At 40.9% G+C, this 15,582-nt stretch carries 18 protein-coding genes; all 18 read left to right on the forward strand.

Annotation, left to right across the window (positions count from 1 at the left end; all coding sequences use genetic code 11):
* Positions 1–2 precede the first annotated feature (2 nt).
* The 18 genes from hisH to G9U52_RS29185 all read left to right on the forward strand — a co-directional run bounded on the left by hisH (position 3) and on the right by G9U52_RS29185 (position 15,484).
* Positions 3–650 carry an imidazole glycerol phosphate synthase subunit HisH gene (gene hisH, locus G9U52_RS29100; RefSeq protein WP_166154260.1) on the forward strand — a complete coding sequence of 216 codons (648 nt, stop codon included), beginning with the start codon at positions 3–5 and terminating at the stop codon, positions 648–650.
* Positions 651–662: 12 nt separating this feature from the next.
* Positions 663–1,373, forward strand: coding sequence for an acyltransferase (locus G9U52_RS39460; protein WP_207953280.1), 711 nt, complete (start codon positions 663–665; stop codon positions 1,371–1,373).
* Positions 1,374–1,387: 14 nt separating this feature from the next.
* Entirely contained in the window at positions 1,388–2,404 is a 1,017-nt protein-coding gene (locus G9U52_RS29110; RefSeq protein ID WP_166154261.1) for a Gfo/Idh/MocA family protein, read from the forward strand.
* Positions 2,397–3,695 carry a DegT/DnrJ/EryC1/StrS family aminotransferase gene (locus G9U52_RS29115; RefSeq protein WP_166154263.1) on the forward strand — a complete coding sequence of 433 codons (1,299 nt, stop codon included), beginning with the start codon at positions 2,397–2,399 and terminating at the stop codon, positions 3,693–3,695. Before G9U52_RS29110 ends, G9U52_RS29115 begins: the two co-directional genes overlap by 8 nt.
* Positions 3,610–4,677 (forward strand): hypothetical protein, encoded by a 1,068-nt coding sequence (locus G9U52_RS29120; protein ID WP_166154265.1) that lies wholly within the window; start codon positions 3,610–3,612, stop codon positions 4,675–4,677. The genes G9U52_RS29115 and G9U52_RS29120 overlap by 86 nt, the downstream gene beginning before the upstream one ends.
* Positions 4,664–5,404 (forward strand): cytidylyltransferase domain-containing protein, encoded by a 741-nt coding sequence (locus G9U52_RS29125; protein WP_166154267.1) that lies wholly within the window; start codon positions 4,664–4,666, stop codon positions 5,402–5,404. The genes G9U52_RS29120 and G9U52_RS29125 overlap by 14 nt, the downstream gene beginning before the upstream one ends.
* A 33-nt stretch (positions 5,405–5,437) precedes the next feature.
* The gene (locus tag G9U52_RS29130; protein ID WP_166154269.1) at positions 5,438–6,463 is read left to right on the forward strand and encodes a polysaccharide biosynthesis protein; all 1,026 of its coding nucleotides are present in this window, start codon (positions 5,438–5,440) and stop codon (positions 6,461–6,463) included.
* A gap of 16 nt (positions 6,464–6,479) precedes the next feature.
* A complete protein-coding gene (locus tag G9U52_RS29135; RefSeq protein WP_166154271.1) occupies positions 6,480–7,205 on the forward strand; it encodes a cytidylyltransferase domain-containing protein in 726 nt (241 codons plus the stop codon).
* Between the two features lie 7 nt (positions 7,206–7,212).
* Positions 7,213–8,295 carry a UDP-2,4-diacetamido-2,4,6-trideoxy-beta-L-altropyranose hydrolase gene (gene pseG / locus G9U52_RS29140; RefSeq protein ID WP_166154273.1) on the forward strand — a complete coding sequence of 361 codons (1,083 nt, stop codon included), beginning with the start codon at positions 7,213–7,215 and terminating at the stop codon, positions 8,293–8,295.
* A complete protein-coding gene (locus G9U52_RS29145; protein ID WP_166154275.1) occupies positions 8,292–8,870 on the forward strand; it encodes a formyltransferase family protein in 579 nt (192 codons plus the stop codon). The genes pseG and G9U52_RS29145 overlap by 4 nt, the downstream gene beginning before the upstream one ends.
* 18 nt (positions 8,871–8,888) lie before the next feature.
* The gene (pseI, locus tag G9U52_RS29150; protein WP_166154277.1) at positions 8,889–9,944 is read left to right on the forward strand and encodes a pseudaminic acid synthase; all 1,056 of its coding nucleotides are present in this window, start codon (positions 8,889–8,891) and stop codon (positions 9,942–9,944) included.
* Positions 9,945–9,964: 20 nt separating this feature from the next.
* Positions 9,965–10,912: a dTDP-glucose 4,6-dehydratase gene (locus tag G9U52_RS29155; RefSeq protein ID WP_166154279.1), complete on the forward strand. Its 948-nt coding sequence runs from the start codon at positions 9,965–9,967 to the stop codon at positions 10,910–10,912.
* A gap of 89 nt (positions 10,913–11,001) precedes the next feature.
* Entirely contained in the window at positions 11,002–12,207 is a 1,206-nt protein-coding gene (pseC, locus tag G9U52_RS29160; RefSeq protein ID WP_166154281.1) for a UDP-4-amino-4,6-dideoxy-N-acetyl-beta-L-altrosamine transaminase, read from the forward strand.
* Between the two features lie 54 nt (positions 12,208–12,261).
* Positions 12,262–12,660 carry a flagellar protein FlaG gene (locus G9U52_RS29165; protein WP_243767630.1) on the forward strand — a complete coding sequence of 133 codons (399 nt, stop codon included), beginning with the start codon at positions 12,262–12,264 and terminating at the stop codon, positions 12,658–12,660.
* A 22-nt stretch (positions 12,661–12,682) separates the two neighbouring features.
* On the forward strand, positions 12,683–14,188 hold the full coding sequence (fliD, locus tag G9U52_RS29170) for a flagellar filament capping protein FliD (RefSeq protein ID WP_166154283.1): 1,506 nt from the start codon (positions 12,683–12,685) through the stop codon (positions 14,186–14,188).
* A gap of 20 nt (positions 14,189–14,208) precedes the next feature.
* Entirely contained in the window at positions 14,209–14,610 is a 402-nt protein-coding gene (fliS, locus tag G9U52_RS29175) for a flagellar export chaperone FliS (RefSeq protein ID WP_166154285.1), read from the forward strand.
* On the forward strand, positions 14,607–14,948 hold the full coding sequence (fliT, locus tag G9U52_RS29180; RefSeq protein ID WP_166154287.1) for a flagellar protein FliT: 342 nt from the start codon (positions 14,607–14,609) through the stop codon (positions 14,946–14,948). The genes fliS and fliT overlap by 4 nt, the downstream gene beginning before the upstream one ends.
* 338 nt (positions 14,949–15,286) lie before the next feature.
* Positions 15,287–15,484, forward strand: a complete 198-nt coding sequence (locus G9U52_RS29185) for a cold shock domain-containing protein (protein WP_166154289.1) — start codon at positions 15,287–15,289, stop codon at positions 15,482–15,484.
* Positions 15,485–15,582: the final 98 nt, after the last annotated feature.

Genomic DNA, 15,582 nt, shown 5'->3' on the forward strand with positions numbered 1-15,582 from the left:
ATATGGCAGAACATGATGTGTGTATTATTGACTATGGTATGGGAAACTTGATGTCAGTTCTGCGTGCTTTTGAATTGATCGGTTGCAGTGTAGTGGTATCGAATCATAAAGAGGATATAATGAATGCAAAAAGATTAATATTGCCAGGAGTAGGTGCGTTTTCTGTAGCTATGGATAATTTGCGTGCATTGAATTTGATAGATTTATTGCATGAAGAGGTTTTAGCTGAAGGCAAACCTTTCTTGGGTATTTGTCTCGGAATGCAGCTTATAGCGGAAGATAGCTATGAGCACGGTCACTTTAAAGGTCTAGGTTGGGTGCCAGCTTCCGTACGAAGGTTGGAATTGGAGGAAGGGATGAGAGTACCCCACATGGGCTGGAATGATGTATATCCAGTGATTAGAGAGAAATCGTTATTTGATAATATTGAAGGTGAATCCTCTTATTACTTTGTACATAGTTATCATGTGGATTGCAGAGAGGTAAATTATGTGGGGTCTACCTGCAAATATGGAGTTGAGTTTGTTTCTACCATTCAGCACAAGAATATATATGCAGCCCAGTTTCATCCGGAGAAAAGTCAGAATAACGGAATACAAATGCTTAGGAACTTTATCAACCATACTGCAGCAGCTATTAATTATTTGTAAGGCGGTGAAGCTATGCGGGATGATGGGACTCACCTTATATCCACTAAGGAATCTGAGACAACAATCAATAGAATAAATCGTTTTTTTTTGTTAGTAAAAGGTAAGATGTATACGTGGTGGAACAAAAAGAAATTTAAATCTGTAGCTGGAGACTTTTACGCTCCTAACCGTATACATGTAGTGAATGGAAATAGAATTACAATCGGATCCAATGTTTTTTTAGGTCTCAATTGTCAGTTATACTCTTATCCAGATGGAGAAATTCATATCGGTAATAACACATCAATAGATCGATTTGTAGAAATAAGAGGTGGCAGACTAACAATAATTAAAGATAATGTTAGGATTGTTAAAGGTGCGACTCTGAAGTCAACCCCAACATCGACCATGATAATCGGCAATAGAACTATAATATCACAAGGGTGTATATTTGATGGAGACATACGAATTGGTGACGATGTTATATTTGGACCAATGGTATTTATTAATGAAATTGACCATGGATTCGAACGTCGGGATATCCCTATGAACCAACAAACTGGAGCAAGCGGTACAATTGTTATAGAGGATGACGTCTGGATAGGCTATAGTGCAGTTATATTAAAAGGCGTCCGGATTTCAAAAGGGTCGATTGTGGGAGCTGGTGCTATAGTCAACAAGTCAGTACCCCCGTATTCCATAAATGTAGGCGTACCGTCGACGGTTAAAAAGTATCGGGATTAACAAGGAGAGAGCTTATGCATACGTGTGCTATTATTGGTCTTGGTAATATTGGTTTGATGTATGATTTTGACCCCCAAAGATCATCCCCTTCCAGTCATGCACTTGCATACACACAAAATGATAATTTTAAATTGGTTGCTGCATCCGATACACGTGTTAGTCAAGAGGTTTATCTGCTTCAAAAGGCTCCTTCCACAAAATTTTATGAAAATTACCTTGATATGCTTGCTCAACAACATCCTTTGGATGTAATCAGTTTGTGTACGCATGCAAACTCGAGGGTCCAGATAATTGATCACATTGTAAATCATACGAGTACAAAGCTTATCTTCTGTGAGAAGCCAGTTGCTCAAAGTATTCAGGATTGCGAGGAAATATCTGCTCTCTTAGAAGTGTTTCCTGGAAAATTCATTCCTAATTTAACTAGGAGATGGAACAAAGGGATCCAACATGCAAAAAAAGAAATCACTAGTAAAAAATATGGGGAACTCCAAAAAATCCATATACGTTATACTAGAGGAATTTATAATACAGGAGCGCATTTATTCGATCTAATACGTTTTTTAGTGGGAGCTATTAGCGATGTAAGAGTTCTTCATAAAACATACACTTCATCTGAAGTCAGTGGGGAGTTATCATTTACGTTCGAATTCTTATGTAGAGAATCGGTTGTTGGTTTCGCGGAGGCATTCAATGATAGTTATTATTATATGTTTGAAATAGATCTGTATTTTGAGGGGGGCAAGATAGAAATTACGCGAAGTGGTGATATAATCAAATATCTAAGAGTGGGTGACCATCCTTTATTTACAGATTTAAAAAACTTGGAAGAGGATCAGGTTGAAGAACATTTATTGGCTGATTCAGCATTAAAGAACGCAGTAGCACATCTTCATAATGTTTTAAATGGTTATGAATCGCCTATTTGCGAATTTAGAGATGGAATTTATCCGTTATATGTAGCCGAGGCACTAATGAAATCATATAACAACCATGGCTCCAGAGAGAAAGTGGTGACTAACCTTGAGTAAATTAGCATTATTAGGAGGCAATCCTGTTCGCGAAGCAAGTATTCCATGGGTAAATACTATGGGATCGGAAGAGACAGAAGCTGTTTTGGCTGTTATGAATTCTGGTTGTTTATCTGCTTATTATGGACGTGCAGGAGATAAGTTTCTAGGAGGTCCGAAGGTTTTAGAAATGGAGCAGGTATTCGCACAGAAATTTGGTTCTCGATTTGCCATCTCGGTTAATTCTGCTACAACCGCTCTTCATACAGCTATAGCAGCATGTGGTATCGGACCGGGAGACGAAGTATTAGTAACTCCATATTCGATGGTTGCTTCAGCAACAGCTATCGTTATGAATAACGCTGTGCCAGTATTTGTTGATATTGATCCGATAACCTATAATTTAGATCCGACTCAGATTGAACGATGGATCACTCCTAATACTAAAGCTATTATGGTTGCTAATATTTTCGGTTTACCTGCGGCTCTAAATGAAATTATTACGATTGCACGAAAACACGGGCTTTTTGTTATCGAAGATAATGCACAAGGTCCGGGGGCTACTATTAATGGGAAGTTTGCTGGTACTTTTGGTGATATTGGGGTTTTTAGCCTGAATTATCACAAGGTTATTCATAGTGGTGAAGGCGGATTGCTTCTAACAGATAACGAAGAGTTGGCTCGGAATTGTCAGTTGGTTAGAAATCATGGTGAGGCAGTCGTGGATGATTTAAACGATTATGAAACGGTGGTACTCGGTTCGAACTATCGAATGACAGAGTTGCATGCGGCTATTGGCATCGAGCAGCTTAAAAAGCTAGATCACTTTCTGGTGGAAAGGCGGAGGCTCGCACAGCAGTTTACTTCGGGACTTAACCAGTTCACCGGGTTGAAAGGTGTCGTTGTACCTGATGGGTATGAACATTCTTATTATATATATCCAATACAATACAATAAAGAAGATTGGGGTATTTCACGAAGCACGTTTGCTCAGGCCATGAATGCTGAAGGATATCCATTAGGGATAGGGTACGTAAAACCGATTTATCTGATCCCTATGTACCAGCATAAAAAAGTATACAACCAAACACAATATCCATTCTCATTGATTGAAAAGCCCACGCAAGATTATCAAAAAGGCCTATGTCCAGTAACAGAGGCCATGTATGAAGAAAAGGTAGTGATCGCCGACGTTTGCAGACTTCCTTATAAGGAGTCCGATATCGATGATGCGTTGGAAGCCATTCAAAAAATTTGGATGGAAAGAGGCAAGCTCCTTGAATATGAGGCATATACTGTTTCTCGCACATGATCCCGGAGGTTGCGATGTTACTCGACCTGTTTTTAATAGACTAAAAGAACAGGATAAACCTGCTAATTATTTCTGTGTCGGTCCTGCGGCAGTTCTTCTCCAGGAATATGCCATAACAGAAATTGACTTATTTCAATACCTTAGCCAGCAATTGGAACTTGGCAATATAGCTGTTTTGGTAACGGGTACAAGTTGGGGAACGGATGCTGAACTACGGGCTATTCGTTTATGTCAGTCTTATAATGTTTCTACTATCTCCATATTGGATTACTGGAGTAATTATTCAATGAGACTGATGGATCAATCAAATGATAGAATAACACCCGATTTTTATATTGTTATGGATGAGCTGGCTAAGCAAGAAGCAATAAAGGATGGTGTGTCTGATTCAATAATTCGAGTGTTGGGTCACCCTGGCTTAGACGTTTATATTCATAATGACCATGAGCAGAAGAATGAAATTTATGGGGTAGTTAATGCCAATATCTTGTTTTTATCTCAACCTTTATCTTTATTATACAACGATGCATTGGGTTATACGGAATATTCAGTACTTGAATCTTTGATTAATGCTGCTAATGAAGCGGATATGAAAATTCATGTAAAGTTTCATCCTAAGGATGATCTATCTTTTAAGGAAAAATATCAATTATTAGCTGTTGAAGGTGATTTACTTCACTTGGTTCCAAAGTATGAATTAATTATTGGAATGAGCTCTATGGCGCTTCTGCACGCTGTTCTAATGGGGAAAACTACAGTAAGCTATCAGCCCAACCTGCGGAAAGCGGATATGTCCATAACGAATAAGCTGGGATTATCTGCACAAATACATGAATATGTAGAATTAGTGCATTATTTATCTAACTTTTCTTTAATTTCAAGAAAAAAAAGACCAAACGGAACCCATATTTGGTTGGATGGTAAATCCACAGAACGAGTAGCTTTATTCATAGAGGATGTGTTTCATAATGGGAAAAATTAATGCAGTGGTTGCAACAAGAATGACCTCTTCCAGACTACCTGGTAAGGTTTTAATGGAGTTATGTGGGCAACCATCATTAGTGCGCTTAATAGAACGTCTTAGGAAATCTAAATATATTCATGAGATCATTATAGCAACAACGATAAATCCTGAGGATGATGTCGTTGTACAAACAGCATCCGAACAAAAAGTTCATTGTTATCGTGGAAGTGAAGAAGATGTATTGCAAAGGACTGTAGAAGCAGCCAAGGCATTTGATTCAGAATGGATTGTACAAGTTACCAGTGACTGTCCTTTGATTGATGCAGAGGCTATCGATGCTGTTATTCAAAGGATGCTGGAGCAACCTTACCTTGATTATGTTGGAAATCATCTCGTGCGGACCTATCCACTAGGTTATAGCGTGGAAATTTTCAGAGCAAGTGTGCTGGAGCATGTTGAACAAATAACGAAAGATCCTGCTGATCGTGAACACGTTTCTTTGTATTTGTATGAACACCCTGAGGAGTATAAGCTGTCTAACGTTGAGGCTCCTTTTTTTCTTAGGCATCCAGAATATAGATTAACATTAGACACTGAGGATGACTATAAACTTATTAACCAAATTTACAATGCATTGTATACTCACAACCCAGATTTTACTTTGTATGATATTATAAAATACTTGGAAATAAACCCTGAGCTAACCCAGATAAATAAGCATATTGAACAGAAGAAAGCTAGATGATCCTAATGTTCGCTAGCTCGAGGGGAGATAAAAATGAATTTCTTCAGAGATAAAAAAATATTAATAATAGGTGGGACAGGCACAATAGGTAAAAGCTTGCTACAGACTGTTTTGATGGGTTGTCCTGAAGTGGTTCGAATTCTAAGCCGTGATGAACATAAACAATTCGAATTACAACAGCGATATACTGAGTATGATAATATAAGATATCTAATTGGTGATGTTAGAGACCCTGACAGGGTGAATAGGGCTATGCATGGTATAGATTATGTATTTCATGTCGCCGCTATGAAGCATGTACCTTCTTGTGAATATAATCCATTTGAAGCCGTGCAAACTAATATTATAGGTACGCAAAATGTTATACAGGCTTCATTAAACAATGCTGTAAAAAAAACGATCTTTACTAGTACGGACAAGGCTATAGCACCCACGAATACTTATGGAGCTTCCAAATTAATGGCAGAGAGATTAATAGCTTCAGCACAAAATCAAACGGGTCCCCGCGATACGGTGTTTGCCGCAGTAAGATTTGGTAACGTCATGGGATCAAGAGGGTCGGTCATTCCTTTGTTCAAATGGCAAATAAGTAACAAACGAGAAGTTACTGTAACAGATCTGGCAATGACACGGTTTATGATGACACTAAAAGAAGCAACAAATTTAACCGTTGAGGCAATGATAAGGGCATTAGGTGGGGAAGTTTTTGTTCTTAAAATGCCTGTGATCAAGCTAAAAGATCTTGCCGATGTTATTATAAAGGAAATGGCAGAGAAGCATCAAATTCCATTCAATGATGTAACTATTAAAGAGATTGGGTTAAGGCCTGGAGAAAAAATGTTTGAAGAGCTTATGACCATTGAAGAAGCCAACAATGCGATAGAGTTACCGGATATGTTTGTGATTCCGAATCATTTTTTGGGAAAGCATCTGGAATATGATGGTGGAAGGCCGGCCCAGCAAGCGAGCTACAGCTCCCATAATGTTAATCCTATTGGGAGGGCTGAACTAGAAGATATGTTACATGAAAATGATTTGTTCAATCATGATGATAGTTAAGGTAGAGTGATACGAAATGAAAACAGTTGTGATTATACAAGCTCGAATGGGCTCTACAAGGTTACCTGGGAAAGTATTAAGAAAACTTTGCGATCATACAGTGTTAGGGCATGTTCTTTTGAGAACTCAGGCCATACCGAACATTGATGAAGTGATTGTAGCAACGACGGACTTGAGTATGGATGATGCTATTGAAGAAGAAGCATATAAATACAATAGCAGATGTATACGTGGTAGCGAGAATGATGTGCTATCACGTTATAATCTGGCAGCCATAGAAAGCGGAGCCAATCATATTATACGTGTAACTTCCGATTGTCCCTTAATTGATCCTGATGTTTGTTCTAGTATTATCTCCAATTATTTGACTCAAGCTGTCGATTATAGCAGCAACACTATCGAAAGAACTTTTCCTCGTGGGCTGGATGTAGAGGCTTTTACTATGGAGGCTCTGAATAAAGCTAATGATCTAGCATTTAAAGAAGAGTATCGTGAGCATGTAACTCCTTTTATATACAGAAATCCTCATTTATTTACTATATCCCAATGGGTAAATAAAACGGATTATTCACATTTTAGATGGACACTCGATACTATTGAAGATTGGATATTGATTGAGAAGATATATGATCGCTTATATGATCCTAAAGCGTTTTTTTCTTGGCATGATGTGATAGATGAGATGAAAAGAGATCCGGATTTACCATTAATAAATGCACAGGTTGAGCAAAAGAAAGTGTGATATAACGATGAAGACAAAGGATAAAATAAGAATTGCGATTAGGGCAGACTCTTCTATTCATTTAGGGACTGGCCATATAATGAGATGCCTTACATTGGCAGATGAGTTGGAAAAGTTAGAAGGGAAAGTAGTTTTTTTTTGTAGGAATCTTCCAGGAAATCTTGGCAGTTATATTAGGGAGAAAAATTATCCCTGTGTTTATATAGATGAAAATCCCAATTTAAGGGAACCGATAGACCCAAATGATGACGCTGCTATGACAGTCAACCATCTGCAACTTGGTGATGAATTGTATGATGCAATTATAGTGGATCATTACAGCTTGGATGCGATATGGGAGAAGAGAATTTTGCATAAGATTGACAAGTTATTGGTCATAGACGACCTTGCCGACCGTCAACATAGCTGTAGTGTGTTAGTAGACCAGAATCTCTATTTGGATATGGAAAGCAGGTATGATAATTTAGTTCCTCCGGATTGCAGGAAATTGCTTGGTCCTCAATATGCATTAATAAGAAGCGAGTTTACGGACAATAAGACCCATGTTAAACCTCGTGACTCAGTAAGACGAGTGTTGGTATGCTTTGGGGGAACTGATCCTGGGAATGAAACATCGAAAGTGATAAATGCTCTTAGCGAAGGAATATTTAGAGACTTGTATATCGATGTTGTAATTGGAAAGTATAACCCCCATGGTTCGAGTGTTCAAAAGCTGTGTACATCTCGACCTAAGACAGAACTTCATATCCAAGCAAATAACATGAGTGAATTGATGTTGAATAGTGATCTTGCTATATGTTCAGGTGGTACAATTACATGGGAGCGGCTTGCTATGGGATTGCCGGGAATTACCATTGCCATTGCAGATAACCAGATAGAAATAGCAAGCTCGTTAGATCATTATGGAATAGACCATTATATAGGTCTTTCTCAAATCGTCGATAAACAACAAATTCAAAATGGATTGAAAAGATTTATGTCCGGTGAATTAAATGTAGCTGAAGCAAGTCAAAAGGCTATGCAATTTGTGGATGGATTTGGTGCTAAGATTGTTGCATCTATTTTAATGAATGAGGTATTAAAAAAATGAAAGTTTTATATCTTGGTCCCAAGAGAGAGATGTTAATATCTCATATGGAATTACAAGGCGATGAAGTGAGACATACTGAAGAAATAATAAGTTTGGAATCTACGATATTAGAGGAAATTGAGTTTATTGTTTCTTTTGGATATAGGCATTTAATTAAGAGAACGATTATCGACCTTTTCCCTCAAAGAATTATTAATCTACACATTTCCCTCCTACCCTGGAATAAAGGATCAGATCCTAATCTTTGGAGCTTTCTTGAAGATACCCCTAAAGGAGTTACCATACATTACATTGACTATGGTCTTGACACAGGAGAAATTCTCGTCCAGCAAGAAGTTATAATGGACAATAATGACACACTAAGTTCAAGTTATAATAAGTTAGAGAGCAGCATTGTAGAGTTGTTTAAAAAAGATTGGGTCGGTATAAGAGATTGTCAAATCGCAGCTTACCCCCAACCAATTGGAGGCAGCATACATCGAATGAAAGATAAAGCTCAATATGAGCAATATTTGACTGAGGGATGGGAAACCCCTATATCAAAATTGGTCGGCAGAGCTAGAGATATGGATTAATAACAGGAGGTGGCAGTATTGTCAAAATCATTTAAGGTAGATACTAAAAGAATAGGAATAGACGCACCTCCATTTATTATTGCTGAAATGTCAGGTAATCATAATCATTCGTTAGAAAGAGCGTTACAAATTGTCGAAGCTGCTGCTAGCTCTGGGGCCCATGCTCTTAAATTGCAAACCTATACAGCAGATACAATGACTCTCGACCTCCAAAGCGAGGACTTTTATATTTCCACTTCTGATTCTTTATGGAAAGGAAAGTCATTATATGAGCTTTATCAAGAGGCTTATACGCCATGGGAATGGCATAAGCCTATTTTTGATAGGTGCACGGAGCTTGGGATGATCGGTTTCAGTACGCCGTTTGATGAAACGGCTGTTGATTTCCTTGAGCAACTGGATGTGCCCCTTTATAAGATTGCTTCCTTTGAGAACACAGACATCCCGCTCATCCGTAAGGTGGCCGCTACTGGCAAACCGATGATCATTTCTACGGGGATGGCTACAGTGGCAGAGCTGGATGAAACTGTGAGGGCAGCTCGTGAGGCAGGATGTGTGGATATTGTGCTTTTAAAATGCACAAGCACCTATCCGGCTACTCCGGAGTTCTCTAACCTAGCGACGATCCCGCATTTGCGCCAGCTGTTTCAATGTGAAGTCGGCTTATCTGACCATACGATGGGCGTAGGTGCATCCGTAGCTTCTGTTGCGCTTGGAGCTACGGTTATTGAGAAGCACTTTACTTTAAGAAGGGCAGATGGTGGGGTGGATTCGACATTTTCCTTGGAGCCCGAGGAGCTACAGTCTCTTGTTGTAGAATCAGAGCGTGCATGGCAAGCTATGGGCGTGGTTAGTTATGGCCCATCCGAGCGTGAGAAGCCATCGCTTCAATTTCGTCGATCTTTGTATGTAGCCAAGGATATGCAGGCTGGGGAGATATTTACGGCACATAATCTTCGCGCCATACGTCCCGGCTATGGGTTGCCGCCCAAGCACTTGAGCGAGCTGCTCGGAAAATCCGTTAAGGCCGATGTCCGTAAAGGCACGCCGCTCTCTTGGGATTTACTATTGTAATTTAAAGGGGATATAAGACCATGAATATTTTATTAACAGGCGGCGCCGGATTTATTGGCAGATGGGTTGCTAAGCGTCTTCTTGAAGAAGGGCATAGCCTCACCATCCTTGATGACTTGTCCAATGGACGCAAAGATAACCTCGAAGAGCTTATCGACCATCCAGGGCTTAAACGTTTTGTTGTTGGTGACATTAAGGACGAGCAGCTATTGGCTGAGCTTTTTGATGAAACGGAATTTGAAATTTGCTACCACCTCGGAGCCTCAATTAACGTCCAGGATTCCATAGACGATCCAAGAACGACCTTTAACAACGATACGATAGGCACGTTCTATGTAATGGAGCAGTGCCGCAAGCACAACACCAAAGTGGTCTTTATGAGTACTTGCATGGTGTATGACCGTTGCACGGATGTGACAGGCATTACGGAGCTTCATCCGATCAAGCCAGCTTCACCTTATGCAGGGGCTAAGATCGCCGCTGAAAATATGGTGTTATCTTATTATTACGCTTACGGCTTGCCTACGGTAGTTATACGTCCTTTTAATACTTATGGCCCGTTTCAGAAAACAGGCGGTGAAGGCGGGGTTGTGGCGATCTTTATCAAAAACAAGCTGGCTGGCCTTGATGTGAATATATACGGAGAAGGTACACAGACACGAGATTTATTATATGTAGAGGACTGCGCCCGCTTTGTTGTGGAGTCTGGTTTCACTGATAAAGTGGATGGACATATTGTAAATGCGGGATTGGGCCGTGATATTTCAGTTAATGATCTGGCGGAGCTAATTGTCGGCGATGCTTCGCGCATTAAGCATGTCGAGCATATTCACCCGCAAAGCGAGATCCAAAAGCTGCTGTGCAATTACAGCAAGGCTAAGGATTTATTAGGCTGGGAGCCGAAGGTCACATTGGAAGAAGGCATTGCTTTAACGGAGAAATGGATTCGCACCAGTTATTTAATGTAAGTGGTATCCAGTTAGGCGATTCGTCTGGGGGCGGGTCGTTTATTCTCTGAACTTTTCAGCAATAGGACGAAAAACGGAGGCTCGGATGCATGGATAAGCTTGCGCTGTATGGAGGACAACCGGTTCGGAGCCAAATGCTATATTATGGTCAGCAATGGATTAATGAAGCGGATATACAAGCTGTATTAAGCAGCTTGACCAGCGGTTTTATTACGCAGGGTCCTGAGATCGACAAGTTCGAACGGGCTGTTGCCGATTATGTAGGTGTGAAATATGCGGTAGCCTTTTCCAGTGGAACGGCAGCATTGCACGGGGCTTGTTATGCGGCAGGCATTGGTGCAGGTGATGAGGTCATTACAACGCCGATCACGTTTGTTGCAAGCAGCAATTGTGTGCTGTATCAAGGAGGCACACCTGTATTCGCAGACATTGATCCTCATACCTACAACCTGTGCCCAGAAGACACAAAACGTAAAATAACAGCTCGAACCAAAGCGATTATCGCTGTAGATTTCACCGGACAACCGGTACACATGGAGCCATTCCGGGAGCTGGCTGACCAGCATGGGCTTGTTATTATTCAAGATGCTGCCCATTCTCTGGGTGCTGAGTACGCAGGGAAGAAAGTGGGGACGCTTGCTGACATGACGATGTTCAGCTTCCATCCGGTTAAGCATGTAACGTCAGCTGAAGGCGGAATGATTGTAACGGATAATGAAGCGTTTTACCAGAAGCTTATTCTATTCCGCAGCCATGGAATTACGAAGGAGCCCGAGTTGCTACACCATGACGAAGGACCTTGGTATTACGAAATGCAGGAGCTAGGCTACCATTACCGGATGACAGACCTGCAGGCAGCCCTGGGTACGTCGCAAATGGATAGGCTGGATGGCTTCGTAGCCCGCAGACGGGCAATTACTGCCCGTTATACGGAGGCCTTTGGGGATCTGCCTGGTATCACTGTCCCTTACCAGCATCCGGATGCGAACTCCAGCTGGCATCTATATATTCTTCGGTTTGATCTAAGCTTGTATCCAGCCGGTAGAAAAGAGTTGTTCCTTGCCTATAGGGCGGAAAATATTGGGGTTCATGTCCACTATATTCCGGTATATAACCAGCCTTATTATGAGGAGCTTGGTTATGCACAGTCGCAATGTGCCAATGCTGAGGACTACTACCAGGAAGCCCTTACGCTTCCGCTTTACCCCAAGATGTCGGATCGGGACGTAGAGGATGTTATTGAAGCGACGAAAAAAATAATCGGATTTTTTTTAGAAAAACCCATTTCCATCTAATGTAATCTTATTTTTTAGCCGATAAGGATTATAAAGAGTGTTGGAGGGATTAGCATGGAAGCAAATTTCACTACAACAGGGATGTCAAATTATGGGGTAACACCGAGTTCTCCAGCACAAGCTCCAGTTAAAAGTACAAGCGATAGTATGGTCGAATCGTCTATGGCCAATATTCAGTCAGTCAGGGATATGAAGTCGGCTGAGTCCAGAGGAGAGCATGTCTCTGTCAGTGATGAACAGCTTATTAAAGCGATTGACCGTGCAATTAAGGCGGTTGAGGGCAGTGTAACTTCTCTGGAGTTCTCTATTCACACGAAAACCAACCGAATTATGGTTAAGGTATTAGAGAAAGACACTGGGAGAATCATTCGTGAGATTCCACCTGAGAAGACCATGGATATGGTAGCCAAGCTTTGGGAATTGGCAGGTATTATGGTAGACGAGCGAAGATAAAGGTAAAGGCAGGTGAAGCGTTATGGTAATGCGAATTAGTGGGTTATCCAGTGGATTTGATACAGAGGGAACCGTTACTAAGCTCATGCAAGCGCAAAGGGTTCCCTACGATAAGCTAGGTCAAAAGAAACAGACGGCTGAATGGCAGCGGGATGCACTTCGAGACATCAACTTGAAGATGACTGAGTTCCGTAACACAAAGCTCTTTAATTTCAAACAGGAAAGCACCTTTAACGCAAAGACCGTGAGTATAACGGGAAATTTGGATGCCGTTTCAGCAAAAGGGACAGCGAGTGCTACTAACACCAATTTAAAAATCGAAGTGGTGAAGTTGGCGGTTGCAGCTTCTGAGAGAAGTGCGGAAAAGATTACAACGCCTGAATTTGATCCTACTAAGCCTCTCGCAAGTCAGAGTGAAAACCTCACAAAGGGTACTTTGTCTTCTGGAACTGTGACATTCAAGATTAACGGAACACAGATTCAATTCGATTCTTCTAAGGAATCCTTAAATGATGTCATTGCCAAAATTAATAAAGACACCAATGTAACGGCATTTTATGACTCTGTTGAGAATAAAATTGCCTTCATGGCAAACAACAGTGGTAAAACAAATGGTTCCAGCGGCAAGGAGGCCAATATTGTATTTGAGGGCGCTTTGTTGAAGACTGTTTTTCAAGTTGGGGGAAGCTCCCCCGATGTGGATAGCGGTATTGATGCGGAAGTGAAAATTAACGGCTTAACTACGTCCCGCACAAGCAATACTTTTACCGTAAACGGGATCGAAGTTACTCTTAAAAAAGAGGGCGGAGTTGCAGCTACAATCTCCACCAAATCCGATGCCGATAAGATCATGGAATCGGTAAAAACTTTTATCAATGATTACAATGATGTTTTGAAAACTCTGAATGATAAAAGCACCGAAACCAAAAATACTGACTATTTGCCCTTGACCACGGAGCAGAAAGAAGCACTGTCCGAGAAGCAAATCGAAAGCTGGGAAAGCAAAGCGAAGGCAGGGCTTCTGCGTAATGACCCGATTCTCGCCAGCATGACCCGTACCTTAAGGTCAAGCATGACAGCTATAGTGGATTCCGGATCGGATAAATATAATTCACTCGCATCCATTGGGATCAGCACAGGACAGTACTATGAGAACGGGAAAATGTATATCGATGAGACCAAGCTACGAGAAGCGATTGAAGCGAATCCGGATGCAGTGAAAGCGATTTTTACTGGGGATGCGACAGATGACAGTCCTTCTAAAGCCGGGGTTGGCGAAAGATTGTATACACAATTAAATAGTGGACTTACCGATTTAACCAAGAAAGCAGGCCTCGCTAATATTTCTTATGACGATAGCCAGTTGTCCAAAAGAATTTATGATATTGATAGCGAGATGACCATTAAGCTTAAACGATTGAGCACAATCGAAGATAACTATTACAAGCAGTTCACAGCTATGGAGACAGCACTCAATAAATTGAACTCCCAGGGGGAAAACCTGTTAAGCCAGCTTGGTACTAGCTAAGGTTGTATGAGGAGGCATTCATGATTAATAATCTGCAAGTCAACAAGTATTTGGAAAATGCCATTCAGACTGCATCGCCTGCTCAATTATTAATCATGCTGTGCGATGGTGCTATGCGTTTCTGCAAGCTTGCTATACTGGCTATACAGAAGCAGGACTACATTGAGGCTAATACCCAGATTGGTAAGGTCCAGGATATTATTAATGAATTCGTAATCACGCTTGACACCAATGCACCGGTAGCCGAGGGGTTATTAAAGCTGTATGATTATTTTCTTTTCCGGCTGGTTCAAGCGAATACGAAGAAAGAAGTAGAGCCTATCGAGGAAGTGATCCAATACTTCGTCGAATTGAAGGAAACCTGGATTCAAGCTGCGAAAGCAAACAATGCAACGCGCACAGGTACTGGTAATCAAGCATGAGTGAGGCAGAAGACATCGTGCGCCACGTCGAGCTTACTACCAATCAAATGGTCGAGCGGCTAGAATCTGCAAGCTATGAAGATTTAGCGGATTTCATAGAGGAACGCGATCAATTATTGGCTGAATTCCAACGGGTGCAGGAGCCTTCCGATTTGGCTCTTTATAGATCCAGTATCCTGGGGATTCTGGAGCAGGATAAGTTGCTCTGTGCCAAGATGATGGTATTCAAGGTAGAAGCACAAAAGGCCATTGAGAAGTTTCAAGCCGCGGAGAAGTACAAGCAGGTATATGATAAAGAATACACGATAGATAGTGTTTTTTTTAACAAGAAAAAGTAGATAATGATAGCTTCATATGCTTCAGGGTGCCGTACAAAACATTTGTGCGGTTTTTTGTCGTTTGTCTGATATCCTACAATGAACCTTGAAAAACTGTGGACAATGTGGATAACTCTGTGTATAACTTTGTTGAAAACAGCAATGTAAGCTTATAAATCGCGAATTCTTGCCTGTGAATTAGTTATTAACGTATTGTTAATACTTGAATTTTCTAAATATTTGGCCAACAATCGCTGTTGAAATTGACACTTGGAAAGTGCGGGTGATATATTCAAATGGCAGGTACAAATCGTAGTTACTTAATTGCAGTTACTCACGAATAGAAGGGAATGTTGGGCATGCAAGGTAAAGTGAAATGGTTTAATGCAGAAAAGGGTTATGGGTTCATTGAGCGTGAAGATGGTGGCGATGTATTCGTCCATTTCTCCGCGATCCAAACGGAGGGCTTCAAAACATTGGATGAAGGCCAAGCGGTTGAATTCGATATTGTAGAAGGCGCTCGCGGCCAACAGGCTGCTAACGTTACGAAGTTGTAACCTATGGCACTATAGGTTCTTGGCTATACATAATAGGGTTTGAATGAAAAGAAGCATCTAAATAACACTCTGGGAGGTCTCCTGGGGTGTTGTTTTTG

This window comes from Paenibacillus agricola, assembly GCF_011440305.1.
In the GTDB taxonomy this organism is placed as follows: Bacteria; Bacillota; Bacilli; order Paenibacillales; family NBRC-103111; genus Paenibacillus_S; species Paenibacillus_S agricola.